Source organism: Stenotrophomonas sp. YJH_SMC_122 (assembly GCF_059369535.1).
In genome coordinates, this window is sequence record NZ_JCAFST010000004.1 from 185588 (window position 1) to 212025 (window position 26438).

The window sequence follows — 26438 nt, forward strand, 5'->3', positions numbered from 1 at the left end:
ATTCGCGCTGGCGCTCCCATGATCTGCTTCGGCAGATCATGGGCCCCGCTTCACGGGTCTCCAGACCCCGCCGCTTCGCGGCAGCCCCTGACTCAGGGGCGTGTTCCCCAGAAGTATCTCGCCGCCCCACAGCCAGTGAGCCCGCATGAGCGATAGCCCGCACCTCCCCGAAGCCTGCGACCTGCTCATCGAAGCCGGTCATGTCGTTCCGATCGAGCCGCATGCGGTGGTGCTGGAAGACCATGCCGTCGCCGTGCGTGGCAGCGAGATCGTGGCCATCCTGCCGCGTGCCGAGGCGCGCGCACGCTTCCGTGCCGCGCAGGTGGTCAGCCGCCCCGAGTCGGCGCTGATGCCGGGCCTGGTCAACGCGCATACGCACAACCCGATGACCCTGCTGCGCGGCGTCGCCGACGACCTGCCGCTGATGACCTGGCTGCAGCAGCACATCTGGCCGGTGGAAGCGGCGGTGATCGGTCCTGAGTTCGTCGCCGACGGCACCACCCTGGCCATCGCCGAGATGCTGCGCGGCGGCACCACCTGTGCCAACGAGAACTACTTCTTCGGCGACGTGCAGGCCGCGGTCTACAAGAAGCACGGTTTCCGCGCGCTGGTTGGCGCGGTCATCATCGATTTCCCCACCGCCTGGGCCAGGACCGATGACGAATACTTCGCCAAGGCCGGTGAACTGCACGACCAGTGGCGCACCGATCCGCTGATCGGCACCGCGTTCGCGCCGCATGCGCCGTACACGGTCAACGATGCCAACTTCGAGCGGGTGCGGATGCTGTCCGACCAGCTCGACATGCAGGTGCACCTGCACACCCACGAGACCGCGCAGGAGATCAACGATTCGATCAAGCTGCACGGCCAGCGCCCGCTGGCGCGGCTGGATCGGCTCGGCCTGGTCAACGACCGCCTGATCGCGGTGCACATGACCCAGCTGACCGATGCGGAAATCCACCTGTGCGCCGAACGCGGCGTCAGCGTGGTGCACTGCCCGGAATCGAACCTGAAGCTGGCCTCCGGTTTCTGCCCCGCCTGCGCCCTGCAGCGTGCCGGAGTGAACCTGGCGATCGGCACCGACGGCTGCGCCAGCAACAACGACCTGGACATGTTCAGCGAGAACCGTACCGCAGCGATCCTGGCCAAGGCCGTGGCCGATGATGCCACCGCGCTCGACGCGGCGACCACGCTGCGCGCGTCCACGCTGGGCGGCGCACGCGCGCTGGGCTTCGGTGACCGCATCGGTTCGATCGAAGTCGGCAAGCAGGCCGACCTGGTCTGCGTCGACCTGTCGGCGCTGGAAACCCAGCCGCTGCACAACGTGCTGTCGCAGCTGGTGTATGCCACCGGCCGCCAGCAGGTCAGCGACGTCTGGATCGCCGGCAAGCCGAAGCTGGTGCAGCGCGAGCTGGTCGGCATGGACCTGCCGGGCATCATCGCCAACGCGCGCCAGTGGCGCGAGCGCATCCGTCATATCCGCGCCTGATCCCTGGCGCCGCAAGGACCCCTCATGACTGCCCCTCACGCTTCCTCCAATTTCGATCAGGCCGAGCTGGACAAGTTCGCCGCGCTGGCCAACCGCTGGTGGGACGCTGACGGCCCGCAGAAGCCGCTGCATGCGCTGAACCCGGTGCGCCTGAAGTACGTGGCCGACCGCGTGCCGTTGCGTGGCGCGCGCGTGCTCGACATCGGCTGCGGTGGCGGGCTGCTGAGCGAAGCGCTGGCGCAGGCCGGTGCCGACGTCACCGCCATCGACCTGGCCCCGGAGCTGGTCAAGGTCGCGCGCCTGCATGCGCTGGAAAGCGGCGCCAAGGTCGACTACCGCGTGCAGGCCGCCGAGGATCTGGCCGCCGAGCAGCCGGGCAGTTTCGATGTGGTCACCTGCATGGAAATGCTTGAGCACGTGCCGGACCCGGGCGCGATCATCGACGCCTGCAAGCGCCTGCTGAAGCCGGGCGGCCACCTGTTCCTGTCGACCATCAACCGCACCGCGGCCGCCTTCGCGGTGGCGATTGTCGGCGCCGAGTACGTGGCGCGGCTGCTGCCCAGGGGCACCCACCACTACCAGGAATTCATCAAGCCGGCCGAACTGGCGCGCTGGCTGCGCGAAGCCGACCTGCAGCTGGTGGATGTCAGCGGCATGGCCTACGAGCCGTGGCGCAACCATGCCCGCCTGAGCAGCCGCACCGACATCAACTACCTGGCCTACGCGGTCAAGCCGGCATGACCTCCGCCCGCTTCCCGCGTGCGGTGCTGTTCGACCTGGATGGCACGTTGCTGGACAGCGCGCCGGACTTCGTCGCCACCTGCAATGCGATGCTGGCCGAGCGGGGCCGGGCAGCGATCGATCCGGCGCAGCTGCGGCCGGTGGTCTCCAAGGGCTCGCGCGCGATGGTTGGCGCCGCTTTCCCGGACCTGGATGCCGTTGCGCGCGATGCACTGATCCCGGAATTCCTGCAGCGCTACGAAGCGCTGATCGGCCAGCACGCAGTGCTGTTCGACGGCGTGGCCGGCATGCTCGCCGCGCTGGATGAGGCCGGTACGGTGTGGGGCATCGTCACCAACAAGCCGGAGTACCTGGCGCGCCTGATCTTGCCGCAGCACGGCTGGCAGCAGCGCTGCGCGGTGCTGGTCGGCGGTGACAGCCTGGCCGAGCGCAAGCCGCACCCGCTGCCGCTGCTGCACGCCGCGCGAGCCGTCGGAATGGCCGCCGAAGACTGCGTGTACGTGGGCGATGACGAGCGCGACATCATCGCCGCGCGAGCCGCCGCGATGCCGTCGGTCGCGGCGCTGTGGGGCTACCGCCTGCACAGCGACGATCCGCTGGCCTGGCAGGCCGACGTGCTGGTCGAGAACGCCGAACTTCTGCAACTGGCCAGTCTCTGGCCGACCCGGCCGGCAGCCCCGGCCCAGCCGTAAGGAATCCCGTAGTGAGCAGTACCGCGCTGGACAGTTTCCTCGACAAGTGGCGCAGCCGTTGGCCGGAATGGTCGGTGGCCGCCCCGTTCGTGGCCGAACCGCAACGCGAGCTCGCAGTGGCGTGGTTTGCGCTGCTGCAGGAGTTCGACGACATGCTCAATACCAGCGGCGATCCGCTGCCGGCCGATGCCAAGCTGGCGTGGTGGGGCGAGGAACTGCGCAGCTGGGCAGGGCATCGTTCGCGCCATCCACTGGGCCGTCTGCTGGAGCCGGTGCGTGCGCCGTGGGTGCAATTGGCCGAAGCGCTGCCGGACCTCGTTGAAGCGCGTACCGTTGCGCTGGATGCAGCCGGTGCCGAGCGTGCGCTGGCCAATTACGCCGAGGCCGTGGCCGCAGTGGAAGCGGCCTTGTTTGCCGACAAGCCGCGCACCGGCGCCGGTCGTGCGGTGCAGCTGCAGACCCTGGCCCAGCGCCTGCAGGACGCCGGCGTGGCCGGTGTGCCGCGCAGCCTGTTGGACGGTGATGCCAGCACTGCCGCGCAGCGCTGGGCGCAGCACCTGTTGAAGGGGTGGGGTACCCGCGTGCCCGGCCCGCGCCCGCGGCGCGTGTGGTCGAGCCTGGCGCGCGCCCGCGTTGCCGCGCAGGCCGCAGGCAAGCCGATCGAAGCCACCCCGGTGCGCACGTTGCTGCGCGTGTGGTGGGCCGCGCGCGGCTGATCCAACTGCCTGGTAGTGCCGGCCGCTGGCCGGCAGCTCGGGCACTGCAGAATTCGTGCGGTTGCCGGCCAGCGGCCGGCACTACCGTTATTTGCGCTCCAGCACCAGCAACGGGTCGATGCGGGTGTCGAACCAGTTCATGCCCCAGTGCAGGTGCGGGCCGGTGGCACGGCCGGTGGCGCCGACGGCAGCGATCACCTGGCCCTGCTCCACACGATCGCCAACTTTTACGTCGATGCGCGACAGATGCAGGAAGTTGGAACTGACCCCGAAGCCGTGGTCGAGCAGCAGCGTGCCACCGGTCAGGTACAGGTCCGGGCCAGCGAAGGTCACGATGCCGGCCGCCGGCGCCTTCACCGGGGTGCCGGTCGGCACCGCGATGTCCATGCCGGAGTGACCGGCTCCCGACTGCCCGTTGTAGACGCGCGCATTGCCGAAGCGGCCGCTGATGCGGCCCTGTACCGGCCAGATGAAGGTCTGGGTGAAGTCGGTGCGGTCGTCATCGCGGGCACGTGCGGCGGTCACCTGCGCCTGTTCGCGCTTGATCCGCTCGGCAATCGCCGCCGGCGGATTGACCGTCTTCGGTGGCACCCCATTGACCCGCTCGGTGGGCCAGTCGCGCGGCGTTACCGCAATGGTCGCCGTCTCGCTGCCACCATCGGGGCGTTGCACCTGTACCCGCAGCGGACCCTTTTCGTCGCGGCCGATGCCGAACACCACGCTGCCGTAGCCGCTCACCCGCAGCTGGCGGCCGGCGTACTGCACGCGACTGCCGGCGGGCACCTTGCCGATCACCAGCGCGCCCTGCGACGCACTGGCCGGGAACACCACGCGGCTGTCGATCAGGCTGCCGATGCCGTCCTGCGCCTGCGCCGGGGAAGAGGAAAACAGGGGCGCGGCCAGCAGCAGCGCCCCGATCATCAGTGCCGAACGCATCAGCGGTCGTAGGTCATGCGCTGGCCGGCGGGTTCACCCACCAGCTTGCTGCCGTCCCACACCAGCTGGCCGTTGACCCAGGTGGACGCCACGCGGGAACGGAAGGTGGTGCCTTCAAACGGCGACCAGCCGCACTTGGACAGCACGTCCTCGCGCTTGACGGTGAACGGCACGTCCTCCACCAGCACCAGGTCGGCAAAATAGCCTTCGCGCAGGAAGCCGCGTTCTTCCACGTCGAACAGCTGCGCCGGCGCATGTGCGAATTTCTGCACCACCTGCTCGCGGGTCAGCTTGCCTTCGTGCACCCGCTCCAGCGCGGCCACCAGCGCGTACTGCACCAGCGGCAGGCCCGACGGCGCCTGCGCGTAGGGCTTCTGCTTCTCCTCCCAGGTGTGCGGCGCGTGGTCGGTGGCCAGCACGTCCAGCACGTCATCGGCCAGCGCAGCGGTGATTGCCTCGCGGTCGGACACTTCCTTGATCGCCGGATTGCACTTGATCAGGTTGCCCTTGGTCGCGTAGTCCGGGCGCGCGAAGTGCAGGAAGTGCACGCAGGTTTCGGCGGTGATCTGCTTGCGGCTGCCATCGGCGCGGATCAGCGGGCCCTTCTCGAACAGCGCCAGCTCGTCGGCGGTGGAGATGTGCAGTACGTGCAGGCGGGTGCCGTGCTTGCGTGCCAGCGACATCGCCAGGCGGGTCGACTTGATGCAGGCTTCGCGCGAACGGATGTCCGGGTGCATGTCCGGGGTCAGCGCATCGCCGTACTTTTCCTGGAAGGCCTTGAGGTTGGCATCGATCATCGGCGTGTCTTCGCAGTGCGTGATGATCGGGGTCGGGCATTCGCGGAAGATCGCGTCCAGCGTTTCCGGGTTGTCGACCAGCATGTTGCCGGTCGAAGCACCCATGAACACCTTCACGCCCGGGGCTTTCTTCGGGTCCAGCGCACGGATCGCGTCCAGGTTGTCATTGCTGGCGCCGTGGTAGAAGCCGTAGTTGGCCCAGGCGCGGCCGCGCGCGAGCTCGTACTTGGCTTCCAGGATGGTTGAATCCAGCGTCGGCGGGTTGGTGTTGGGCATGTCCATGAAGCTGGTCAGGCCACCGGCCACGGCGGCCGCCGATTCGCTGGCGATGTCGCCCTTGTGGGTCAGGCCCGGTTCGCGGAAGTGCACCTGGTCATCGATCATGCCGGGCAGCAGCCAGCGCCCGGCCGCGTCCACCACCTGCTCGCCGTTGCGCGGCGCCAGCCCGGCGCCGATCTGCGCAATGCGGCCGTTCTCGATGCGCAGGTCGCCGTCGAAGGTGCGGCCTTCGTTGACCATCCGGGCGTTGGTGATGAGGGTGGAGGACATGTCAGTGTTTTCCTGTGCAACGGCAAGAGGGGGCGTGGGTGGATTCGGGCACCGGATCGAAGCCGCCGGGGTGGAACGGATGGCAACGGCCCAGCCTGCGCGCAGCCAGCCAGCTGCCGCGCAGCGGCCCGTGCCGGGAGATGGCATCCATCGCGTATTCAGAACAGCTCGGCACGAAACGGCAGCGCGGCCCCAGCAGGGGGCTGATGAAGCGCTTGTAGAAGCGCAGCAGGGCAATGAGCAGGCGCGAGATCACCTAGTCATCTTATGCCAGTTGGCATGAAGGCCGCATTTGTGCAGGATGGGCCGTTGGTCGCATGTCGCCGATGGCCTGCGACCGGTACCAGCACCGTCGGGTGCTGGCCAGGTTCCGTACCGCGCAAGGCGGTCCGTGTTCGTCGGACCGCCCATTGGGCGCCTTGGCTCCAGGACTGAATGGAGCAGGGTGCCGAGGTTGCTGCTGCGGGTCGGGTAGGCTATAAAGGCCCGCTTTCCCGGGCCCCGGGGAATCCAAGGAAGAGCGTTTCGTGGCTGCTAAAAAAACTGCAAAGAAGGCCGCAACGGCCGCCAAGAAAACCGCCAAGCCTGTTGTGAAGAAGTTGGCGGCAAAGCCCGTTGCCAAGAAGCCGGCCAGCAAGCCGGCGACCAAGGCAGCGTCCTCGCAACCGGCGGCCAGGAAGGCCACCGCAAAGAAAACGCCGGTCAAGGCAACCAAGCCGGTGGCGAAGAAGGCCGCTGCGCCCGCCAAGGCCAAGCCAGCCGCTGCCAGCAAGAAGGCGCCGGTGAAGAAGACTGTCAGCAAGGCTGCGCCGGTGAAGAAAGCCGCCGCCAAGCCGGTGGCCAAGAAGGCCGCCGCCAAGCCAGCGCCGAAGGCGGTGGTGAAGAAGGCTGCAGCCAAGCCGGTCGCCAAGCCCGTAGCAAAGAAGGTCGCTGCGGCTAAACCGGCCGCCACGCCTGCCGCTGTAAAGAAGGTTGCCAAGAACGTTGCCGCGCCGGCCGCAAAGCCGACCCCGGCGCCAGTAGTGAAGTCCGCACCGAAGCCTGCTGCCAAGCCGGCTCCGGCCAAGCCTGTCCCGGCCAAGACCGTGGCAGTGGCGGCAGCCCAACCGGCCTCAACGCCGGCCCCGGCCGCCGCTCCTGTCGCTTCGAAGGCCCCGCAATCCAAGAATCCCGTGCCCGTTTCGAAATCGCCTGCCAAAACCGCCGTGAAATCCGATTCCGCCCCGAAGACCGTGTCGCGCCCTGTCGGCAAGGTTGCCGTGGCCGTCGCCGCCCGCTCGGCAGCACCGGCCCCGCGCAGCAAGTACAAGGTGGTCGAGTACAAGACCGACGAGGCCACTGGCCGCCCGATCCTGCCGGCTGGCTACAAGCCGTCCTCGGAAGAGGAATACATGAGCCCGCTGCAGCAGGAGTATTTCCGCCAGCGCCTGCAGAACTGGCGCGCGGACCTGGTGGAAGAGTCCAAGCAGACCATCGAGAACCTGCGCGAGGAAGTGCGTGACATCGGCGACGAAGCCGAGCGTGCGACCCGCGAGACCGAGAACTCGCTGGAACTGCGTACCCGCGACCGCTACCGCAAGCTGATCGGCAAGATCGACAGCACCCTGAAGCGCCTGGAAGCGGGCGACTACGGTTACTGCGTCGACACCGGCGAGGAAATCGGCCTGGAGCGCCTGGAGGCGCGCCTGACCGCCGAACGCACCATCGACGCCCAGGAGCGTTGGGAGCACCTGCAGAAGCAGCAGGGCGACTGATTCCAGTTCGTTGTCTGGTCATGCGAAAAACCCGGCCTCGGCCGGGTTTTTTGTTGGGGGATCGTTGGTGCGCGATCGTGGCTGGCACGGGCAGTTGTGGCCGTTGACTTGGGTCCGCCTTGTAGCGAGCCGAGCACCGCAGGGGAATCGGGGGCGAAGAGGCGCCGCTGTTTGAGCGCAGCGAGTTCGGCGCCGTCCCCTGATTCACCGAGGAGCGCAGGGCACCGGTGCGCAGCACCGGCTCGCGGATGGCGGCGCGTTTCTTTGGTTACTTTCTTTGCGCGCGCGAAGAAAGTGACAAACCCATTCATCGAGGGAAAGTGACGTGGCCAGTCAAACGCCCGGCGCCGCCGAACGCGCTCTCCGCGGGGTCACTGCAGATCACGCAAATTCAGTTTCCGCAGCGTCGGGTTCTTCCAGGCGGTGATCCCGGCCACGCTCAGCACCGCAAACCCACCCAGCACCACTGCAGGCACCAGCCCCAGCAGACGGGCCATCGTGCCGGCATAGAACGCGCCCAGCTCGTTGGACGAACTGATGAAGATGCCGTTGATCGACGACACCCGTCCGCGCATTTCTTCCGGCGTGGCCAACTGCAGGATGGTCGAGCGGATCACCACCGAGACGCCATCGAACGCGCCGTAGAACAGCAGGATCAGCGCCGACAGCCAGAAGTGCTGCGACAACCCGAAGCTGATCACGCACAGGCCGAAGCCGGCGACCGCAAACAGCAGCACGCGGCCGGCATTGCGGTGCAGCGGGTGGCGCGCCAGCCACAGGCCCACGCACACCGAGCCCAGCGCCGGCATCGCGCGCAGGATGCCGAGGCCTTCCGGGCCGTGGTGCAGGATCTCGTGCAGGAATGCCGGCAGCATCGCCACCACGCCGCCCAGCAGCACCGAGAACATGTCCAGCGCCATCGCGCCGACCATGATCCGGTTGCCGACCACGAAGCGCGCGCCTTCAGCGATGCTCTTGAAGATCGGGGCGGCCGGACCGGTATGCACCGGTTCTTCCACCTTCAGCGTGGCCAGGCAGGCCATGGCCACCAGCGCGAAAGCGGTGGCCACTGCGTAGGACAGGCCCTTGCCACCGACGCCGACCAGCACGCCACCCAGTGCCGGGCCGGCGATCATGCCGGCCTGGAACACCACCGCGCCCAGGCCGGCGCCACGGGCAAACTGGTCACGGGCCAGCACGCGGGCGAACAAGGCGTTGTAGATCGGCGACAGGAAGGCGCGGACCATGCCGGTCAGCGCGATGGCCGCATAGATCGGCCACACGCCGTCAATCGGCAGCCAGCCCATGGCAACGCTGGTCAATACCAGTGCAGTGGCGATCAGCCCGCAACAGGCGACCATGCCCAGCCGACGGCGCGGCAGGTGATCCACCAGGTAACCGGCGAACGGAGCCACGCAGAAGAACGGCACGACCTCGGCCAGGCCGATCAGGCCCAGCGAGAACGGATTGCGGGTGACTTCGTAGATGTGCCAGCCGACGGTGACCGCGACCACCTGGTAGGACAGCATCGCGAAGATGCGGTAGGCCAGCAGCCTGGCGAAACCGGGGCGGGACAGCAGGCCCAGTGCACTGTCTTCGGCTGTGGCGGGTTCGCTCACGACGGGTCGCGCTGCAGCTGCGCCTGCGCCGTCTCACGGATGAAGGCCAGCATCGCCGCCACACCATTGCTGCGGGTGGGCGAGAGGTGGCGGGCCAGGCCGATGTCCTGGATGTAGCTCGGTTCGGTGGCCAGAATCTCCTGCGCCGAGCGCCCGGAGTACACGCGCAGGGCCAGGAAGATCAGGCCGGAGACAATCGCCGAATCGCTGATGGCATGGAAGCGCAGCGACTGCGCGTTGCCTTCGGGCACGATCCAGACCATCGACTGGCAGCCGAGCAGGCGATGCTCTTCGGTCTTCCATTCTTCCGGGAAGGGCGGCAGCTTGCGGCCGAGGTCGATCAGGTACTGGTAGCGCTCGGACCAGTCGCCGAAGAAGCCGAATTCCTCGGCGATGGCGGCCTGGGCCTCGGCGGCGGTGGGTTCAAGCGGGAACGGGGAGTCGGTCACAACAGTCTCTACGGTGGGGCGTGGCCGGCGGACCGGCCACGGGGCAAGGCAGGTCAGCTGCGCTTGCGCGACCAGCGAACGCCCTGCGGGGTGTCATCCAGCACGATACCTTCGGCGGCCAGCTGGTCGCGGATGGCGTCGGCACGGGCGAAGTCGCGTGCCTTCTTGGCCGCGGCGCGCTCGTCGATCAGGCCCTGGACGCGGGCATCGTCGTCCTCGTCGCCCGCTGCGGTGCCGAACCACTGCGCCGGGTCGGCCTGCAGCAGGCCCAGCACCAGGCCCGCACCGAGCAGCTCGCCCTTCAGGCGCGCCTGTTCGGCCGGGTCGGTGGCACGACGCGCGTCGGCGGCGATGCGGGCCACTTCGGCCAGCGCCTGGGGTGTGTTGAGATCGTCGTCCAGGGTCGCTTCGACGCTGGCGGGGATCACTGCCGTGGCCTCGATCGACGCCAGTTCGCGCAGGGTGCCGTACAGGCGGTCCAGGGTGCGCACCGATTGTTCGATCAGCGCATCAGACCAGTCCAGTGGCTGCCGGTAGTGGGCCGACAGCAGGGCCAGGCGCAGCGCTTCCGGCGGATGCTGGCGCACCAGGTCGTGCACGCGCTCGATGTTGCCCAGCGACTTGCTCATCTTGGCGCCGCCGAAGTTGAGCATGCCGTTGTGCAGCCAGAAGCGGGCGAAGATCTTGCCGCCGTGGGCGCATTCGCTCTGCGCAAGCTCGTTCTCGTGGTGCGGGAACTGCAGGTCGACGCCGCCGGCATGGATGTCGATGGTCTCACCCAGGTGAGCCGCCGCCATCGCCGAGCACTCGATGTGCCAGCCCGGGCGGCCACGGCCCCAGGGCGATTCCCAGCCGGGCAGGTCGTCGCTGGACGGCTTCCACAGCACGAAATCACCCGGGTCGCGCTTGTACGGGGCCACGTCGACGCGGGCGCCGGCCAGCATTTCGTCGGGGTCGCGGCGCGAGAGCTTGCCGTAGCCGTCGAAGCTGGCCACCGCGAACAGCACGTGACCCTCGGCGGCGTAGGCATGACCATTGCCGATCAGCTGCTCGATCATGGTGATGATCTGCGGAATGTGCGCGGTCACCTCCGGCTCGATGTCCGGCGGCACCACGCCCAGCGCGGCCATGTCTTCACGGTAGGCGGCGGCGAACTTGCCGGTGATGGTGCTGATCGGCACGCCCTGCTCGCGCGCGGCGGTGTTGATCTTGTCGTCCACGTCGGTGATGTTGCGGGCGTAGCGCAGCGCGCCGAAACGGCGCCGCAGCAGATCGGCCAGCACCCCGAACACCACCGGGCCACGGGCGTTGCCGATGTGCACGTAGTTGTAGACCGTGGGGCCGCACACATACAGGGTCGGACAGGCCGGGTCGAGCGGAGTGAACGGTTCGAGCTGGCGAGTCAGGTTGTTGTGCAGGCGCAGGGTCATGGGGCTGTGGCTGGGGGACAAGCCTGTGATTTTAGAACGTGTCGGCCCCCTTTGGGGGCACTGGCTGCCACCGGTGGACGCCGGGTCCGTCCAGGGTGGGGTGGGCAGGAGCGGCGTGGACGGGTAATGTTCAGCCCCTTGCGCTCGCCACTGCCTACACTATTGCCGTGTCCTTGCTCCCGTCGCCAATGAAATCCACCGCGTTGCTGACCCTGGCCTGCCTGTCGGCGCTGCCCGCCGTGGTGCTGGCCCAGGAGGCCGAGCCCCGCAACCGGGTGGTGATCGTGGAGAACGTGAAGTTCGACTACGCCCAGGTGCTGAACGTCGAGCCGGTGTTCCAGACCCTGCGCGCGACCCGTACCGAGGAGCACTGCGAGCCGGTGTCGACCCGGACCCTGGCCCCGGTGAACGTGACCGGCGAGGAGCCGGTCGAGGACAAGGGCCGGATCAGCCGCTTCTGGGATTCGGTGCGCTCGATGTTCAAGCGCAGCGACGAGGAGGCCGTTGAGGAGGTCGGAACCGAGTCGCCGGCCCCGGCGCCGGCCAACAACGGCCCCATGCTGACCCGCGACTGCCGCATCGTGCCGGTGGGGCGTGAATTCCGCCGGCCCATCGCCTACGACGTGGATTACGTCTACAAGGGCACCAAGTACCGCTCGCGGCTGCCGGAAGACCCCGGCAACCGGCTCAAGATCCGGGTGTCGATCACGCCCTGGGTCGGCCCCGAGCAGGGTTCGGCCGGCAATCCCTGATTCTGCGCCCCCAACCCCTTGCGCCGGCCCCGGCCGCATGCAAAGATGGTTGACCATGAAGCTCACCGACTTCCAGCACGACAGCAGCGCAGCCCGACAGGCGTCTGGCATGACCTCGCGTGCGCGTCGACCGGAACCCCACATTCTCGCTGGGTAACCGGAGCTTTTTGCTGTTCGTCCGAAAAAAACCCAGCCCGCCGGCTGGGTTTTTTCGTTTTCGCGCTTCAAGAATGCATGTCCTGAAAGCTGCAACTGCAACCTTTTCGTTTCACCTTTGCTTCCTGTTTCCCTTCCACCGCGTCGAACCCGGCGCCGCCTCGCAAGGAAAGATGATGTCCCCCAAGCACTTCCTGAACACCCAGGACTGGAGCCGCAGCGATCTCGACGCGCTGCTCACCCAGGCCGCGCTGTTCAAGCGCAACAAGCTCGGCGACCAGCTCAAGGGCAAGTCGATCGCGCTGGTGTTCTTCAACCCGTCCATGCGCACCCGCACCAGCTTCGAGCTCGGCGCATTCCAGCTCGGCGCCCACGCGGTGGTGCTGCAGCCGGGCAAGGACGCGTGGCCGATCGAGTTCAACCTCGGCACGGTGATGGACGGCGACACCGAAGAGCACATCGCTGAAGTGGCCAAGGTGCTGGGCCGCTACTGCGACATCATCGCCGTGCGCGCGTTTCCCAAGTTCATCGACTGGGCCTACGACCGCCAGGACATCGTCCTCAACAGCTTCGCCAGGTACTCGCCGGTGCCGGTCATCAACATGGAGACCATCACCCACCCGTGCCAGGAGCTGGCCCACATCATGGCCCTGCAGGAGCACTTCGGCACCCAGGACCTGCGTGGCAAGAAGTACGTGCTGACCTGGACCTACCACCCCAAGCCGCTGAACACCGCCGTGGCCAATTCGGCGCTGACCATCGCCACCCGCATGGGCATGGACGTGACCCTGCTGTGCCCGACCGCCGACTACATCCTCGACGACCGCTACATGGGCTGGGCCGAGCAGAACGTGGCCGAGAGCGGCGGTTCGCTGAAGATCAGCCATGACATCGACAGCGCCTATGCCGGCGCCGACGTGGTCTACGCCAAGAGCTGGGGCGCGCTGCCGTTCTTCGGCAACTGGGAACCGGAAAAGCCGATCCGCGATCAGTTCAAGCACTTCATCGTCGACGAACGCAAGATGGCGCTGACCAACAACGGTGTGTTCAGCCACTGCCTCCCGCTGCGCCGCAACGTGAAAGCCACCGATGCGGTGATGGATTCGCCGCAGTGCATCGCCATCAACGAAGCCGAGAACCGCCTGCACGTGCAGAAGGCGATCATGGCCGCGGTTGCCGGGCGCTGATTTTCTTGATCGAGCATCAGTCGAGCATGGCTCGACTCTACATAACCTGATTGGACCTGACCCCCATGAGCAACAAAGACGTCGTTCTCGCCTTCTCCGGCGGCCTGGATACCAGCTTCTGCGTGCCCTACCTGCAGGAGCGCGGCTACAACGTGCACACCGTGTTCGCCGACACCGGCGGCGTGGATGATGAGGAGCGCGATTTCATCGAGAAGCGTGCCGCCGAGCTGGGCGTGACCAGCCATGTCACCGTCAATGGTGGCCCGGCCATCTGGGAAGGCTTCGTCAAGCCGTTCGTGTGGGCCGGCGAAGGCTACCAGGGCCAGTACCCGCTGCTGGTCTCGGACCGCTACCTGATCGTCGATGCCGCGCTGAAGCGTGCTGCCGAGCTGGGTACCAACATCATCGCCCACGGCTGCACGGGCATGGGCAACGACCAGGTCCGCTTCGACCTGGCCGTGAAGGCACTGGGCGACTACCAGATCATCGCGCCGATCCGCGAGATCCAGAAGGAACACACCCAGACCCGCGCCTACGAGCAGAAGTACCTGGAAGCGCGTGGCTTCGGCGTGCGCGCCAAGCAGCAGGCCTACACCATCAACGAGAACCTGCTGGGCGTGACCATGTCCGGCGGCGAGATCGACCGTTGGGAAGCCCCGGGCGAGGGCGCCCGTGGCTGGTGCGCACCGCGTAGCGAGTGGCCGGAGCAGGCGCTGACCGTCACCCTGAAGTTCGTTGAAGGCGAAGCGGTTGAACTGAACGGCAAGGCGCTGCCGGGCGACCAGATCCTGGCCCAGCTCAACAAGCTGTTCGCCCCGTACGGCGTCGGTCGCGGCGTCTACACCGGCGACACCGTGATCGGCCTGAAGGGTCGCATCGTGTTCGAGGCCCCGGGCCTGGTCTCGCTGCTGGCCGCGCACCGCGCGCTGGAAGATGCGGTGCTGACCAAGCAGCAGAACCGCTTCAAGCCGGACGTGGCACGCAAGTGGGTGGAGCTGGTGTACGAAGGCTTCTACCACGACCCGCTGAAGACCGACATCGAAGCGTTCCTGAAGTCCTCGCAGGCCAAGGTCAACGGCGAAGTGGTGCTGGAAACCCGCGGTGGCCGCGTCGACGCGGTGGCGGTGAAGTCGCCGCACCTGCTCAACACCAAGGGTGCCACCTACGCGCAGTCGGCCGACTGGGGCGTGGAGGAGGCAGAAGGCTTCATCAAGCTGTTCGGCATGAGTTCGACGCTTTACGCGCAAGTCAACCGCGGTTGACCTGTGACGGGGGCGCCGGCCGCCGGCCGGCGCTTCGCAGCGTCAATGGAGGGTAGTGCCGGCCGCTGGCCGGCTCGTGGCACGGCTGGATCATTGCGCAGCCGGCCAGCGACCGGCACTACCGATTTCGAACCCTACGGATATTCAGACACATGCTTGAACAGACGCTCGATCACCTGCAGGCGCTGGTGTCCTTCGACACCCGCAACCCGCCGCGTGCGATCACCACCGGTGGCATCTTCGATTACCTGCGCGCGAACCTGCCCGGCTTCAACGTCGAGGTGATCGACCATGGCGCCGGTGCGGTCAGCCTGTACGCCGTGCGTGGGACGCCGAAGTACCTGTTCAACGTGCACCTGGATACCGTGCCGGACTCGCCGCACTGGAGTGCCGATCCGCATGTGATGCGCCGCCTGGACGACCGCGTGGTCGGCCTGGGCGTGTGTGACATCAAGGGCGCCGCCGCTGCGCTGGTGGCGGCGGCCAATGCCAGCGATGGCGATGCCGCGTTCCTGTTCTCCAGCGACGAGGAAGCCAACGACCCGCGCTGCATCGCTGCATTCCTGGCGCGTGGCCTGCCGTATGAAGCCGTACTCGTGGCCGAACCGACCATGAGCGAAGCGGTGCTGGCGCACCGTGGCATCAGTTCGGTGCTGATGCAGTTCGCCGGCCGTGCCGGCCATGCGTCGGGCAAGCAGGATGCGGCTGCCAGCGCATTGCACCAGGCCATGCGCTGGGGCAATCGCGCGCTGGATCATGTGGAATCGCTGGCCTCGGCCCGCTTCGGTGGGCTGACCGGTCTGCGCTTCAACATCGGTCGCGTCGAAGGCGGTATCAAGGCCAACATGATCGCACCGGCTGCTGAGGTGCGCTTCGGGTTCCGCCCGCTGCCGTCGATGGACATCGATGGCCTGCTGGCGACCTTCGCCGGTTTCGCCGAGCCGGAAGCCGCCGTGTTCACCGAGACGTTCCGTGGTCCCAGCCTGCCCGCCGGTGACATCGCCGAAGCTGAGAACCGCCGCCTGCTGGCGCGCGACGTGGCCGATGCGCTGGAGCTGCCGATCGGCAATGCCGTGGATTTCTGGACCGAGGCGTCGCTGTTCTCGGCCGCTGGCTACACCACACTGGTATTCGGCCCGGGTGACATCGCCCAGGCCCACACCGCCGATGAGTTCGTGACGCTGGACCAGTTGCAGCGCTATACCCACGCCGTGCACCGGATCATCGCCGCCGGCGCCTGATCGACCCCACAACGCCGCCATGCCCCGGGCGTGGCGGAACTGCAACGCGGCGACCGCCGCCTGTGACGAAACCGAAATGTCTCCTGCCCTCCAGCCCCACCGCCAGACCCGCCAGACCATCGTGCGCCTGCTTTCCAGCATGGCCAGCGCGAAGGAGATCAGCCAGTACCTCAAGCGCTTCTCGCAGCTGGACGCCAAGCGCTTCGCCGTGGTCAAGGTCGGCGGCGCGGTGCTGCGCGACGATCTCGACGCGCTGACCTCTTCGCTGTCGTTCCTGCAGGAAGTCGGGCTGACCCCGATCGTGCTGCACGGCGCCGGCCCGCAGCTGGATGCCGAGCTGTCGGCGGCCGGCATCGAGAAGCAGACCGTGAACGGCCTGCGCGTGACGTCGCCGGAAGCATTGGCGATCGTGCGCCGGGTGTTCCAGCAGTCCAACCTGCGCCTGGTCGAGGCGCTGCAGCAGAACGGCGCACGTGCCACCTCGATCACCGGTGGCGTGTTCGAGGCCGAGTACCTGGACGTGGACACCTACGGCCTGGTCGGCGAGGTGAAGAAGGTCAACCTGGCACCGATCGAGGCCAGCCTGCGTGCCGGCTCGATCCCGGTCATCACCAGCCTGGGTGAAACCGCCGGTGGCCAGATCCTCAACGTCAACGCCGACTTTGCCGCCAACGAGCTGGTGCAGGAACTGCAGCCGTACAAGATCATCTTCCTGACCGGCACCGGTGGCCTGCTGGACGAGGCGGGCAACGTGATCGATTCGATCAACCTGTCCACCGAATACGATCACCTGATCGCGCAGCCGTGGATCCATGGCGGCATGAAGGTGAAGATCGAACAGATCAAGGACCTGCTCGACCGCCTGCCGCTGGAGTCGTCGGTGTCGATCACGCGTCCGGCCGACCTGGCCAAGGAACTGTTCACCCACAAGGGCTCGGGCACGCTGGTGCGCAAGGGTGAGAAAGTGCTGCGCGCCACCGCCTGGAACGAGCTCGACCTGCCGCGGCTGAAGGGCCTGATCGAATCCAGCTTCGGCCGCACTCTGGTGCCGGACTACTTCGAAAAGACCAAGCTGCTGCGTGCCTATGTCAGCGAGAACTACCGCACTGCGGTGATCCTCACCGACGAGGCCGAAGGCGTGTACCTGGACAAGTTCGCTGTGCTCGACGACGCGCAGGGTGAAGGCCTGGGGCGTGCGGTCTGGAACGTGATGCTGGAGGAGACCCCGCAGCTGTTCTGGCGCTCGCGCCACGGCAACCCGATCAACCACTTCTACTACGCCGAGTCCGATGGCTGCTACAAGCAGGACCATTGGAAAGTGTTCTGGTTCGGCGCCGATGGCATCGACCGGATCAAGACCTACGTCGATCATTGCGCGCAGCGCGCACCGAGCCTGCAGGGCTGAGCGATGACCAATCTTGACGCTTGGAATACGGTGCCTACCCTGCGCGGCCAGCATGTGACGCTGCAGCCGCTTCAGCTTGAGCATGTCCCCGGCCTGCGCGCTGCCCTCGAAGGCAGCGGCCTGGACCAGCTCTGGTACACCCAGGTACCGTCACCGCAGCGGGCCGAGGCCTATGTGCAGGCCGCGCTGCAGGCACAGGCCGAAGGCAAGGTGCTGCCGTTCGTGATCTGCGATGCGGCGGGTGACATCATCGGCAGCACGCGCTTCTACGACATGGATGCCAGCGTGCCCAGGCTCAGCCTCGGCTACACCTGGTACACGCCGCGCGTACAGCGCACCGGCGCCAACACCGAAGCCAAGCTGTTGCTGCTGCAGCACGCCTTCGAGGCCATGGGCTGCATCAGCGTGGTGCTGGAAACCAGCTGGTTCAACGTCACCTCGCGCACCGCGATCGCGCGCCTGGGCGCCAAGCAGGATGGTGTGCTGCGTAACCACAAGCGGCATGCCGATGGCACGCCGCGGGACACCGTCATCTTCTCCATCATCGATGCGGAATGGCAGGGCGTGAAGCGCCACCTGCAGTACCGCCTGGACAGTCACGCATGAACGATTCGACTTTTACCCTGGGCATCGTCGGTGCCCGCGGCCATACCGGCGCCGAGCTGATCAAGCTGGTGGCCGCCCACCCGCGGCTGAAGCTGGCCTTCGTCTCTTCGCGCGAGCGCGCCGGGCAGCGCCTGTCCGACCACCACCCGGAATTCCAGGGCGAGCTGCAGTACGAAAACCTGGACGCCGATGCAGTGGCGGCCAAGGGGGTGGACGCGGTGATCCTGGCCCTGCCCAACGGCCTGGCCGCGCCGTTCGTGGCCGCGCTGGAGGCGGCGAAGGCGGACACCGTCATCGTCGACCTCTCGGCCGACTACCGCTTCGACAACAGCTGGTACTACGGCTTGCCGGAGCTGACCCGCGGCCGCTACAACGGACAGAAACACATCAGCAACCCGGGCTGCTATGCCACGGCGATGCAGCTGGCGGTGCATCCGCTGCTGGACCTGCTGGCGGGTCCGCCGCAGTGCTTCGGTGTGTCCGGATACTCCGGTGCCGGTACTACGCCGTCGGACAAGAACAACGTCGAACTGCTGGCCGACAATCTGATGCCGTATGCGCTGACCAATCACGTGCACGAGCGCGAGGTGTCGGTGCAGCTGGGCGTGGCCGTGGAATTCATGCCGCACGTCGCGCCGCACTTCCGTGGCATCACGCTGACCGCCAACCTGTGGCTGAACCGCGTGCAGACCCGCGAGCAGATCGTCGAACGCTTCCAGCAGGCCTATGCCGGCGAACCGCTGATCGAGGTGGTGGACGAGGCGCCGTGGGTCAGCCGCATCGCCGGCCGCCACGGTGCCCAGGTCGGTGGCTTCACGCTCGCGCCGGGCGGCAAGCGCGTGGTCGTGGTGGCAACCCTGGACAACCTGCTGAAGGGCGCAGCCACCCAGGCCATGCAGAACCTCAACCTCGCCCTGGGCATCGACGAACTGACGTCGATCCCGCACTGAACCCGCCTTCCGGAGCCCCCATGGCAGACCTTCTTTGGCAGAAGCCCGGCGTCGCCGTCGACGCCCAGATCCAGACCTTTCTCGCCGGCGACGATGTGATCCTCGACCGCGAGTTCTTCCTGCACGACATTGCCGCCAGCGCCGCGCATGCGCAGGGCCTGCAGCACATCGGCATCCTCAGCGCCGATGAGCTGGCCGGCCTGCTGCGCGAACTGGACGTGCTGGCGCAGGACTTCCGCGAAGGCCGCTTCGTGCTGGACACGCAGTACGAAGATGGCCACTCGGCCATCGAAGCACGCCTTACCGAACGCCTCGGCGATGCCGGCCGCAAGATCCACACAGGCCGCAGCCGCAACGACCAGATCCTGGTGGCCACCCGCCTGTGGCTGAAGGAGAAGCTGCAGCGCGTGACGCAGCTCAGCGCCGACGTAGCCAAGGTCGCGCTGGACCGCGCGCAGGCCGAGAAGGACCTGCCGATTCCCGGCTATACCCACATCCAGCGTGCGGTGGTGTCCTCGGCAGGCATGTGGTGGGCCGGATGGGCCGAGGCCTTCATCGACAACGCCATCCGCGCCCGTGACACCCATGCGCTGGTCGACGCCAATCCGCTCGGCACCGCCGCCGGCTACGGGGTGAACCTTCCGCTGGACCGCGAACACACCACGGCGGCGCTCGGTTTCGCGCGCATGCAGATCTCGCCGATCTACGCACAGCTGTCGCGCGGCAAGTTCGAGCTGGCCGCGCTGGAAGCACTCGGTGGCGCTACGCTGGACCTGCGCCGCATCGCCTGGGACCTGTCGCTGTTCACCAGCGCCGAGTTCGGCTTCGTCGCGCTGCCGGCGCAGTACACCACCGGCAGTTCGATCATGCCCAACAAGCGCAATCCGGATGTGATCGAGCTGATGCGCGCCACCCACGCCAGCGTCGCCGCCGCGCGCACCGAGATCGAGCAGCTGCTGTCGCTGCCTTCCGGCTACCATCGCGACCTGCAGTCGTCCAAGGGTGCCATCTTCCACGGCTTCGGCCGTGGCCTGGCCGCGCTGGAACTGCTGCCGGCGCTGCTGGCCAATCTGGAATGGCGTGACGACAGGCTGCGCGCGGCGATTGATTCGGGCATGTATGCCACCGACGTCGCCGTGGAGGCGGCCGTGGCTGGCGTACCGTTCCGCGAGGCCTACAAGGCCGCTGCGGCCGGTGCCGACAGTGCAGGGCAGGGACGCACGCCGGAGGGCAGCCTGGCCGCGCGTGTATCGCCGGGCGCGGCCGCTGACCTGCGCCTGGACGAACTGCGCGCGCGCTGGCAGGCGTTGTCCTGATGGCGGCCACGGTGTATCTGGTGCTGGCGATGCGCCGGCCGGGCTTCAACGATGCAGCGGTGCAGCCGCATCGCGATTTCCTCGATGCGTTGCAGGCGCAGGGCAAGCTGCAGCTGACCGGTGGCTTCGCCGATGGCAGCGGTGGCGCCTACGTGCTGTGCAACGTGGACAGCCTGGCGCAGGCACAGGCCATCGTCGCCACCGACCCGCTGGTGACGATGCAGGCCTCCGACCTGACCGTGCACGAATGGAACACCCGCTGAGAGCCTGACCGATGATCCAGCACGCTGCCCACGTCGCCTCGCCGTTCCCCGAACAAGCGCTGCCGCCGTGGCGGCGTGCGGTGCTCAAGGTTGGCAGCAGCCTGCTGGCAGCTGATGGCGGCGGCCTGTCGCCACGCCACGCGCTGGGCCTGGCCCAGTTCGTCTCGGCCAATCTCTTGGCTGGGCGCGAGGTGGTGATCGTCTCCTCCGGCGCGGTCGCTGCCGGGCGCGCGATCCTGCCGCGCGCCGATGAACCGGGCGCAGCGATGGCGGCGCGGCAGGCCCTGGCGGCACTTGGCCAGGCCCAGCTGATCGGGCTCTGGCAGCGCTTCTTCGAGCGCCCGGTGGCGCAGGTGCTGCTGACCCATGACGACCTGCGCAACCGCCGCCGCTACCTCAATGCACGCGCCACGTTGAGTGAACTGTTGCGCCTGGGCGCATTGCCGGTGGTCAACGAGAACGACACCGTGTCGGTGGATGAGCTCAAGCTCGGCGACAACGACAACCTGGCTGCTACCGTGGCGGCGCTGGTCGACGCCGATGCGCTGTTCATCGCCACCGACATCGATGGCCTGTACAGCGCCGACCCGCGCACCGTGGCCGATGCGCGGCCGTTGCACGACGTGCCGGAACTGAGTGACGAGGTGCTGGCGATGGCGGGCGGCGCCGGCTCGCGAGCCGGTACCGGCGGCATGCGTACCAAGCTGGAGGCGGCGGCGAAGGCCGGGCGCCTGGGCATCGAAACCTATCTGTTCAATGGCCGCAGCGGTGACGTGGTGCGCGCGTTGGCGCAGGACCGCCTGTTCGGCACCCGCATCCATGCCGCACGCAGCCGCGAGGCCGCCCGCAAGCACTGGCTGCGGCATGCACCGCTGGCCGAGGGCGTGATCGTCATCGATGCCGGTGCGGCACAGGCGATGCGCGAGAAGGGCGCCTCGCTGCTGCCCGGTGGCATCACCGGTGCAGAGGGCGTGTTCCGCCGCGGCGACATGGTACAGGTGTGCTGGAACGCGCCGCAGGGCCGTGTCTGCGTGGCCCGCGGCGTCAGCCAGTATGCTGCCGACGACGTACGCCGGATTGCCGGCCACCATTCGCGCGACATCCAGGCCGTGCTCGGCTACAACTACGGCGGCAGCGTCGTCCATCGCGACGACCTGGTGCTGCCATGACCGGATTGAAGGACACCCCGATGAGCGAGATCGAAGCGCAGGCGCGTGCCTGCCGTGATGCGGCGCAGATCGTTGCCGGCCTCGACGGCGCGGCGCGATGCACGCTGCTGCTGGCGATGGCACAGGCGCTGGAAGTGAATGCCGGGTTGATCCTGGCCGGCAATGCACGTGACCTCGCCGCCGCGCGCGCGAAGGGCGTGGGCAGCGCCATGCTCGATCGTCTGGCACTGGACCCGCCGCGCCTGTTCGCGATGGCCGAAGCCGTGCGCGAAGTGGCCGGATTGCCAGATCCTGTCGGCGAGGTCACCCGCGATGACGTGCGCCCGAACGGCATCCGCGTGCAGAAGGTGCGCGTGCCGCTGGGCGTGATCGCGATGATCTACGAGGCGCGCCCGAACGTGACCGCCGAAGCCGCGGCGCTGTGCCTGAAGGCGGGTAACGGCGTGATCCTGCGCGGTGGTTCCGAGGCAATTCACTCCAACACCGCGATCGCGCAGGCACTCGCCGGTGCGTTGAAGGCCAACGGCGTACCGCCGGCCGCCGTGACCGTGCTGACCGACCTGCGCCGTGAGGCGATGCTGGAACTGCTGCAGCTGCATGAGCTGATCGACCTGGCGATCCCGCGCGGTGGCGAAGGCCTGATCCGTTTCGTTGCCGAGCATGCGCGGGTACCGGTGATCAAGCACTACAAGGGTGTTTGCCATCTGTTCGTGGACGCCAGCGCCGACCTGGGCAAGGCCATCGACCTGCTGGTGGATGGCAAGTGCAGCCGGCCAGCCGCCTGCAATTCGCTGGAGACACTGCTGGTACACCGTGACGTAGCCGATTCGTTCCTGCCGCGCGTGGCGCAGGCGCTCGGCCAGCGTGGCGTGCAGTTGCGCGCCGATGCGCAGGCGCAGCCGCTGCTGCCGGGCAGCACGGCGGCGACCGAGGAGGACTACGCTGCCGAGTTCCTCGACCTTGTGCTGGCCGTGCGCGTGGTGGACGACCTCGATGCGGCCATCGCGCACATCCGCCGCTATACCTCCGACCACACCGAAGTGATCGCGACCGCAGACGCCGGCCATGCCGAGCGTTTCGTTACTGCGCTGCGTTCGGCGGTGGTGATGGTCAATGCCTCATCGCGCTTCTCCGATGGTGGCCAGCTGGGCCTGGGCAGCGAAATCGGCATTTCCACCACGCGCCTGCATGCCTATGGCCCGATGGGTCTGGAAGCGCTCACTGTCGAACGTTTCGTGGTGCGTGGCGAAGGACAGACGCGCACATAAGTGGATCCACGCCATGCGTGGATGTTCTTCGCAGCAGACCCCGGTGCCGACCAAGGTCAGCACCCACCAGGCTGTCGGGCTACACCACCTCGCGGCGGATGCCGACCGGGCGTGCGTGATCATCCATGTGCAGCGTGGCGGCCTTGCAGCCCATCAGGCGTTCGGCCAGCCCGGTGCTGGCCCCCAAAACGGCGGCCACTTCGTTGAGGCTGGCCAGTGGCCGCGGCAGGCGGCGCTCGCGGCCACGGAAGCGGGCACGGTTGTACTCGGCCCAGCCGATCAGCAGCACGCTGGCGCACAACAGCATCAGCGGCAATGCCACCAGCACGTAGGGATCGAACTGGCTTTGCCGTTCGTACAGCTGCTGCCAGGCCAGCTGGCCGCCGACCAACCACGAGAACAGGGTCACCAGGGGCGCCCACAGGTAGAAGTAGAAGCCCCAGAACGCCAGGGTGACGAATCCCCAGGCGGTGCGCTGGAAGCGCGGCTGGCGGTGTGGCTTGCGGATCATCCGTGAGTCGAAGCGGTTGGACGGGCGTTGCGCGTTCATCGGATCCCCCGGTCAGGGCTGGTCCAGGTGGCGCGCTTGCTGCGACGGCGCAGCAGTGTCTTCGGCAGCGCCACCAGGGTGGTGGAAAGGCTGATCAGCCAGTACGCCATCGGGTACCAGATGACCCAGAAATAGTTGCGTCCAATCTGTGTTTCGTAACGCCGGTCGATGATCAGGCTGCTGGCGAACTGCAGCAGGCAGACCAGCGCCAGGATCACGCCATGCCACTGCGGCAGCAGGCTGGCGATATGCAGCTGCGGCGGCAGCTCGATGAACTTGCCCAGTGCCCACAGCAGCACGATGAACAACATGGTGTAGGCCCAGATCACGCTCAGCACGTACTCCAGCAGCACGCCCCACATGCGCCGCTCTTTCCAGTGCAGCAGCGAGCGCGCGTGACGCAGCATCACCTCCACGCCGCCCTGGGCCCAGCGCAGGCGCTGCCGCCACAGGCCCTTGAGGGTCTCCGGCATCAGGATGAAGCACAGCGCATTGGGTTCGTAGCGGATGTCCCAGTGCGCGCGCTGCAGGCGCCAGCTGATGTCGATGTCCTCGGTCACCATGTCATCCGACCACCAGCCCACCTGGTGCAGGGCGGTACGGCGGAAGCCGGCGATCACCCCGGAGATGGTGAAGATGCGCCCGTATACGCGCTGCGCGCGCTTGATCATGCCGATGATCGAGGAAAACTCGGCCACCTGCAGGCGGCCGAGCAGGGTGGACCGGTTGCGGATGCGCGGGTTGCCGGTGACTGCACCGACCCGGTTGCCGCTGACCAGGTGCCAGACCATCCAGTGCAGCGCATGTTCCTCCAGCATTGCATCGCCGTCGATGCACACCAGGTACTCCGAGCGAGCGGCCAGTGCGCCCATGCGCAGCGCATTGGCCTTGCCCAGGTTACGGTCCAGGTGCAATACGCGCAGCCGCGGGTGCTTTGCCGCCAGTACGTCCAGCCGCGCGCCGGTGTCATCGCTGCTGCCATCATCGATGGCGATCACTTCGTAGTCGGCGGGGTAACGCTGGGCCAGCGCCGCAGTGAGTGTGTCATCCAGGTTGTCTGCTTCGTTGTGGCAGGGCACCAGCAGGCTCGCGAAGGGGGGATCGACCATCAATGGAGGGTCGTTGCGCGGCCGCGAGTGGCGTTCGCGCCGATAGTAGTAATAGAGGCCGCCCGACATCCAGAAGAACGCCATCACCATCGGGTAGTAGAAGGCGAACTGGAACAGGACCTGCAGCAGCGGATGCATGTCCATATCACTTCTCCGGGTACGGGAAGGTGCCGGCGGACATCGCCGCGCGGGCATCGCGGGTGGAGGGCTGGTCGGCGATGAAGTCGTCGGGGTACCAGGCGAAGTGGTGCACGCCCTGTGCCTGCAATTGGCGGATCTGTGCGCGCAGGCGCTCGGCAGGAATCGGTTGCCCGTTGCGCCAATCGACGGTCTGCAGCTCGAACAGGGTGTGCTGCAGCTGCGGGTCGTGTGCGCGTACTGCGGCCAGCAGCTGATCCAGCCAGCGCTCGGGGTGCTTGCTGCCTTCCATCCACGGCATCGCCATCAGCGCAGTCTGGTCATAGGCCTTGTTGAACAGGTCCAGGCGCTGCGCGAACCAGGCCTCGCTCTGCGGGCGGAGTACCGGCTCGGCGTACAGGTTGCGCACGGTGGCCAATTTCGGGCGCCAGCGTTGCGCGCTGTCGCGCAGCGCCAGGGTGAAGCTGATCAGCGCCTGCGTGCGCGCGCTGCCATCGCCGCCGGCTGCCAGTGCCGGCAGCTCGGTGTCGCGCAGGTAGCCGTCGTCATGGAACAGCAGGCCTTCAAAGTAGGAATTGACCGCCAGGTCCTCGTAGATGTCGAGCATGATCTGGCGGGCCTTCGGGGTGGTGAAGTCCAACCGGTACATGCCATCGGGATCGCCGTTGCGGATCGCCAGCGCCTTGCGCTGCGCCGGGTCGGGCAGCTCGAAGCCAAGCACCGGCAGCCATGCGTAGACCTTCACGCCGGCGCGGGATTTCAGCTGCCAGGCAACGCGGCTGAACAGGTCCGCACGCATCGGCATGTGCCGGTTTGGGAAGTACAGCGCATCGGCAGTGTTGTTGCCGTCGGGATCGGCGAAGGCCTGCAGGTAGACGTGCGTCGGCGCGATGCGCTTGACCCGTTCGACCAGCGCATCGAGGTTGCGTGCCTGCTGCGCCGGGTCTGCGTCGTAGACATCATCCAGGTCGATCTGCAGGGCACGGATGCCATCGAGCGCGACATCGCGGCGCAGCTCGTAGGCCAGCCCTTCCACGGTCGGGTTGTCGCTGACCAGGAAGCGCGCCAGGCCATGCAGGTCGCTGGCCACCGGCGTGCTGCGGCCCTCCAGATCGAAGGACACCGGCATGCCCAGCTGTTCGGCGATGTCGTTGCTCAACTGGTTGTAGGCGGCGTACGGCCAGACGATGGCGCGCGGGCGCACGCCCAGGTGCTGCTCGATGCGCTGCACGCTGCGCGAGAGATCGGCGCGCAGGCGCTGCTCATACTGCGTTTCAGTCTCGTACCTGTGCGTGGCCGGGCTGTAGATGCGGGTGACCACGGCGGGCGTTGAATTGCCCTGTGGATTGGCCAGCACGCCGTGGTGCAGGTCGTCGGTGTGGCTGGCCACTTCGATCAGGCCGCTGTCGTGCATCTGCTTCAGCTGCGCCCAGGTGACGAAGTCATCGCGGCCGAACGGGCGGTAGCCGTAGTCGATGGTGCGGCCCGGAGCCATGTCCACGTAATCGGTGATCACCGCCACCAGCGCCGGGTAGCGGTAGGCCTGCAGCAATGGGAAGGCCTTGTCGTAGACGCTGCGCAGGCCGTCATCGAAGGTCAGCAGCACAGGCTTGGGCGGCAGCGTCGCCCGCCCCTGCGAGGCATCGATCACCTGCGACAGCGAGACCGGGTGATAACCATGCGCGCCGAGCCAGTCCAGGTGTGCGGCGAAGTTCTGCGTGCTCACCGCATAGGTATCGGCATCGCCCTTGGCCGCGACCTGGTCGCGGATGTCGTGGTAACTGAGGATCAGCAGGCCATTGTCGATTGCATCGAGATGCGCGGCCTGCTGCGCCAAGGCCGGTGGCGTAATGGCCAGCAGCAGGAGCACGATCAGTCGCAGGAAGCAGGCCAT

At 67.3% G+C, this 26438-nt stretch carries 25 protein-coding genes; 16 read left to right on the forward strand and 9 right to left on the reverse strand.

The features are described from left to right. Positions 1-145 precede the first annotated feature (145 nt). From AC5P66_RS07825 to AC5P66_RS07840, 4 genes are read left to right on the forward strand one after another with little or no spacing between them, the layout of a single operon-like run. Positions 146-1489: a TRZ/ATZ family hydrolase gene (locus tag AC5P66_RS07825; protein ID WP_049412668.1), complete on the forward strand. Its 1344-nt coding sequence runs from the start codon at positions 146-148 to the stop codon at positions 1487-1489. Between the two features lie 24 nt (positions 1490-1513). Then, complete coding sequence (gene ubiG, locus AC5P66_RS07830) at positions 1514-2230, forward strand: bifunctional 2-polyprenyl-6-hydroxyphenol methylase/3-demethylubiquinol 3-O-methyltransferase UbiG (RefSeq protein WP_049412667.1); 717 nt, start codon at positions 1514-1516, stop codon at positions 2228-2230. Beyond that, positions 2227-2922 (forward strand): phosphoglycolate phosphatase, encoded by a 696-nt coding sequence (locus AC5P66_RS07835; RefSeq protein WP_111097193.1) that lies wholly within the window; start codon positions 2227-2229, stop codon positions 2920-2922. The genes ubiG and AC5P66_RS07835 overlap by 4 nt, the downstream gene beginning before the upstream one ends. Before the next feature lie 11 nt (positions 2923-2933). Next, entirely contained in the window at positions 2934-3638 is a 705-nt protein-coding gene (locus AC5P66_RS07840; protein WP_164283465.1) for a squalene/phytoene synthase family protein, read from the forward strand. A gap of 87 nt (positions 3639-3725) precedes the next feature. Here AC5P66_RS07840 and AC5P66_RS07845 read toward each other — a convergent pair whose 3' ends face one another. The 3 genes from AC5P66_RS07845 to yidD are packed head-to-tail and all read right to left on the reverse strand — an operon-like array spanning position 3726 to position 6176. Continuing rightward, positions 3726-4574 carry a M23 family metallopeptidase gene (locus AC5P66_RS07845; protein ID WP_495216171.1) on the reverse strand — a complete coding sequence of 283 codons (849 nt, stop codon included), beginning with the start codon at positions 4572-4574 and terminating at the stop codon, positions 3726-3728. Further along, a complete protein-coding gene (locus AC5P66_RS07850) occupies positions 4574-5920 on the reverse strand; it encodes a dihydroorotase (protein WP_049440389.1) in 1347 nt (448 codons plus the stop codon). The genes AC5P66_RS07845 and AC5P66_RS07850 overlap by 1 nt, the downstream gene beginning before the upstream one ends. A 1-nt stretch (position 5921) precedes the next feature. Continuing rightward, the gene (gene yidD, locus AC5P66_RS07855) at positions 5922-6176 is read right to left on the reverse strand and encodes a membrane protein insertion efficiency factor YidD (RefSeq protein WP_005417723.1); all 255 of its coding nucleotides are present in this window, start codon (positions 6174-6176) and stop codon (positions 5922-5924) included. 271 nt (positions 6177-6447) lie between these two features. Here yidD and dksA point away from each other — a divergent pair, with 271 nt between their 5' ends. Continuing rightward, positions 6448-7674 (forward strand): RNA polymerase-binding protein DksA, encoded by a 1227-nt coding sequence (gene dksA / locus AC5P66_RS07860; protein WP_049440386.1) that lies wholly within the window; start codon positions 6448-6450, stop codon positions 7672-7674. Positions 7675-8045: 371 nt separating this feature from the next. Here the strand turns inward: dksA and AC5P66_RS07865 are convergent, their stop codons facing one another. From AC5P66_RS07865 to cysS, 3 genes are read right to left on the reverse strand one after another with little or no spacing between them, the layout of a single operon-like run. Beyond that, positions 8046-9293, reverse strand: coding sequence for an MFS transporter (locus AC5P66_RS07865; protein WP_049412656.1), 1248 nt, complete (start codon positions 9291-9293; stop codon positions 8046-8048). Next, a complete protein-coding gene (locus tag AC5P66_RS07870; RefSeq protein ID WP_099495871.1) occupies positions 9290-9742 on the reverse strand; it encodes a SufE family protein in 453 nt (150 codons plus the stop codon). The genes AC5P66_RS07865 and AC5P66_RS07870 overlap by 4 nt, the downstream gene beginning before the upstream one ends. A 53-nt stretch (positions 9743-9795) precedes the next feature. Next, positions 9796-11172: a cysteine--tRNA ligase gene (cysS, locus tag AC5P66_RS07875; protein ID WP_134709054.1), complete on the reverse strand. Its 1377-nt coding sequence runs from the start codon at positions 11170-11172 to the stop codon at positions 9796-9798. 188 nt (positions 11173-11360) lie between these two features. On the opposite strand from cysS, the gene AC5P66_RS07880 reads away from it, so the two are divergent. The 11 genes from AC5P66_RS07880 to AC5P66_RS07930 all read left to right on the forward strand — a co-directional run bounded on the left by AC5P66_RS07880 (position 11361) and on the right by AC5P66_RS07930 (position 22747). Continuing rightward, positions 11361-11924 (forward strand): glycine zipper 2TM domain-containing protein, encoded by a 564-nt coding sequence (locus AC5P66_RS07880; RefSeq protein ID WP_049412649.1) that lies wholly within the window; start codon positions 11361-11363, stop codon positions 11922-11924. A gap of 332 nt (positions 11925-12256) precedes the next feature. After that, the gene (locus AC5P66_RS07885) at positions 12257-13267 is read left to right on the forward strand and encodes an N-acetylornithine carbamoyltransferase (RefSeq protein ID WP_049412647.1); all 1011 of its coding nucleotides are present in this window, start codon (positions 12257-12259) and stop codon (positions 13265-13267) included. A 65-nt stretch (positions 13268-13332) separates the two neighbouring features. Then, a complete protein-coding gene (locus tag AC5P66_RS07890) occupies positions 13333-14529 on the forward strand; it encodes an argininosuccinate synthase (RefSeq protein ID WP_049440382.1) in 1197 nt (398 codons plus the stop codon). A gap of 152 nt (positions 14530-14681) precedes the next feature. After that, positions 14682-15770: an acetylornithine deacetylase gene (locus AC5P66_RS07895; RefSeq protein WP_049412643.1), complete on the forward strand. Its 1089-nt coding sequence runs from the start codon at positions 14682-14684 to the stop codon at positions 15768-15770. 76 nt (positions 15771-15846) lie between these two features. Next, complete coding sequence (locus AC5P66_RS07900; protein ID WP_099487286.1) at positions 15847-17175, forward strand: acetylglutamate kinase; 1329 nt, start codon at positions 15847-15849, stop codon at positions 17173-17175. Between the two features lie 3 nt (positions 17176-17178). Further along, the gene (locus AC5P66_RS07905; RefSeq protein WP_099495872.1) at positions 17179-17781 is read left to right on the forward strand and encodes a GNAT family N-acetyltransferase; all 603 of its coding nucleotides are present in this window, start codon (positions 17179-17181) and stop codon (positions 17779-17781) included. Beyond that, positions 17778-18731: an N-acetyl-gamma-glutamyl-phosphate reductase gene (argC, locus tag AC5P66_RS07910; protein ID WP_049440379.1), complete on the forward strand. Its 954-nt coding sequence runs from the start codon at positions 17778-17780 to the stop codon at positions 18729-18731. Before AC5P66_RS07905 ends, argC begins: the two co-directional genes overlap by 4 nt. 20 nt (positions 18732-18751) lie before the next feature. Further along, the gene (gene argH / locus AC5P66_RS07915; protein WP_099495873.1) at positions 18752-20047 is read left to right on the forward strand and encodes an argininosuccinate lyase; all 1296 of its coding nucleotides are present in this window, start codon (positions 18752-18754) and stop codon (positions 20045-20047) included. Then, positions 20047-20310 (forward strand): YciI family protein, encoded by a 264-nt coding sequence (locus AC5P66_RS07920; RefSeq protein ID WP_049412632.1) that lies wholly within the window; start codon positions 20047-20049, stop codon positions 20308-20310. Before argH ends, AC5P66_RS07920 begins: the two co-directional genes overlap by 1 nt. 11 nt (positions 20311-20321) lie before the next feature. Beyond that, complete coding sequence (gene proB, locus AC5P66_RS07925) at positions 20322-21479, forward strand: glutamate 5-kinase (protein ID WP_049412630.1); 1158 nt, start codon at positions 20322-20324, stop codon at positions 21477-21479. Next, complete coding sequence (locus AC5P66_RS07930) at positions 21476-22747, forward strand: glutamate-5-semialdehyde dehydrogenase (RefSeq protein ID WP_099487284.1); 1272 nt, start codon at positions 21476-21478, stop codon at positions 22745-22747. Before proB ends, AC5P66_RS07930 begins: the two co-directional genes overlap by 4 nt. Before the next feature lie 79 nt (positions 22748-22826). On the opposite strand, the gene pgaD is transcribed toward AC5P66_RS07930, so the two are convergent. Genes pgaD through pgaB form a run of 3 tightly spaced genes read right to left on the reverse strand, consistent with a single transcriptional unit; the run spans position 22827 to position 26438 of the window. Next, positions 22827-23297 (reverse strand): poly-beta-1,6-N-acetyl-D-glucosamine biosynthesis protein PgaD, encoded by a 471-nt coding sequence (gene pgaD / locus AC5P66_RS07935; protein ID WP_263467803.1) that lies wholly within the window; start codon positions 23295-23297, stop codon positions 22827-22829. Continuing rightward, on the reverse strand, positions 23294-24550 hold the full coding sequence (pgaC, locus tag AC5P66_RS07940) for a poly-beta-1,6-N-acetyl-D-glucosamine synthase (RefSeq protein ID WP_099495874.1): 1257 nt from the start codon (positions 24548-24550) through the stop codon (positions 23294-23296). Before pgaC ends, pgaD begins: the two co-directional genes overlap by 4 nt. A gap of 1 nt (position 24551) precedes the next feature. Continuing rightward, entirely contained in the window at positions 24552-26438 is a 1887-nt protein-coding gene (gene pgaB, locus AC5P66_RS07945) for a poly-beta-1,6-N-acetyl-D-glucosamine N-deacetylase PgaB (protein ID WP_049412623.1), read from the reverse strand.

Bases quoted from the DNA above. Each gene is read 5' to 3' on its own strand.
- pgaB (WP_049412623.1), bottom strand. From the start codon at position 26,438: ATGGCCTGCTTCCTGCGACTGATCGTGCTCCTGCTGCTGGCCATTACG.
- AC5P66_RS07890 (WP_049440382.1), top strand. From the start codon at position 13,333: ATGAGCAACAAAGACGTCGTTCTCGCCTTCTCCGGCGGCCTGGATACC.
- AC5P66_RS07850 (WP_049440389.1), bottom strand. From the start codon at position 5,920: ATGTCCTCCACCCTCATCACCAACGCCCGGATGGTCAACGAAGGCCGC.
- AC5P66_RS07845 (WP_495216171.1), bottom strand. From the start codon at position 4,574: ATGCGTTCGGCACTGATGATCGGGGCGCTGCTGCTGGCCGCGCCCCTG.
- cysS (WP_134709054.1), bottom strand. From the start codon at position 11,172: ATGACCCTGCGCCTGCACAACAACCTGACTCGCCAGCTCGAACCGTTC.
- AC5P66_RS07900 (WP_099487286.1), top strand. From the start codon at position 15,847: ATGTCTCCTGCCCTCCAGCCCCACCGCCAGACCCGCCAGACCATCGTG.
- pgaD (WP_263467803.1), bottom strand. From the start codon at position 23,297: ATGAACGCGCAACGCCCGTCCAACCGCTTCGACTCACGGATGATCCGC.
- proB (WP_049412630.1), top strand. From the start codon at position 20,322: ATGATCCAGCACGCTGCCCACGTCGCCTCGCCGTTCCCCGAACAAGCG.
- AC5P66_RS07825 (WP_049412668.1), top strand. From the start codon at position 146: ATGAGCGATAGCCCGCACCTCCCCGAAGCCTGCGACCTGCTCATCGAA.
- AC5P66_RS07930 (WP_099487284.1), top strand. From the start codon at position 21,476: ATGACCGGATTGAAGGACACCCCGATGAGCGAGATCGAAGCGCAGGCG.
- ubiG (WP_049412667.1), top strand. From the start codon at position 1,514: ATGACTGCCCCTCACGCTTCCTCCAATTTCGATCAGGCCGAGCTGGAC.
- AC5P66_RS07905 (WP_099495872.1), top strand. From the start codon at position 17,179: ATGACCAATCTTGACGCTTGGAATACGGTGCCTACCCTGCGCGGCCAG.
- AC5P66_RS07885 (WP_049412647.1), top strand. From the start codon at position 12,257: ATGTCCCCCAAGCACTTCCTGAACACCCAGGACTGGAGCCGCAGCGAT.
- argH (WP_099495873.1), top strand. From the start codon at position 18,752: ATGGCAGACCTTCTTTGGCAGAAGCCCGGCGTCGCCGTCGACGCCCAG.
- AC5P66_RS07835 (WP_111097193.1), top strand. From the start codon at position 2,227: ATGACCTCCGCCCGCTTCCCGCGTGCGGTGCTGTTCGACCTGGATGGC.
- argC (WP_049440379.1), top strand. From the start codon at position 17,778: ATGAACGATTCGACTTTTACCCTGGGCATCGTCGGTGCCCGCGGCCAT.
- AC5P66_RS07880 (WP_049412649.1), top strand. From the start codon at position 11,361: ATGAAATCCACCGCGTTGCTGACCCTGGCCTGCCTGTCGGCGCTGCCC.
- AC5P66_RS07895 (WP_049412643.1), top strand. From the start codon at position 14,682: ATGCTTGAACAGACGCTCGATCACCTGCAGGCGCTGGTGTCCTTCGAC.
- AC5P66_RS07920 (WP_049412632.1), top strand. From the start codon at position 20,047: ATGGCGGCCACGGTGTATCTGGTGCTGGCGATGCGCCGGCCGGGCTTC.
- pgaC (WP_099495874.1), bottom strand. From the start codon at position 24,550: ATGGACATGCATCCGCTGCTGCAGGTCCTGTTCCAGTTCGCCTTCTAC.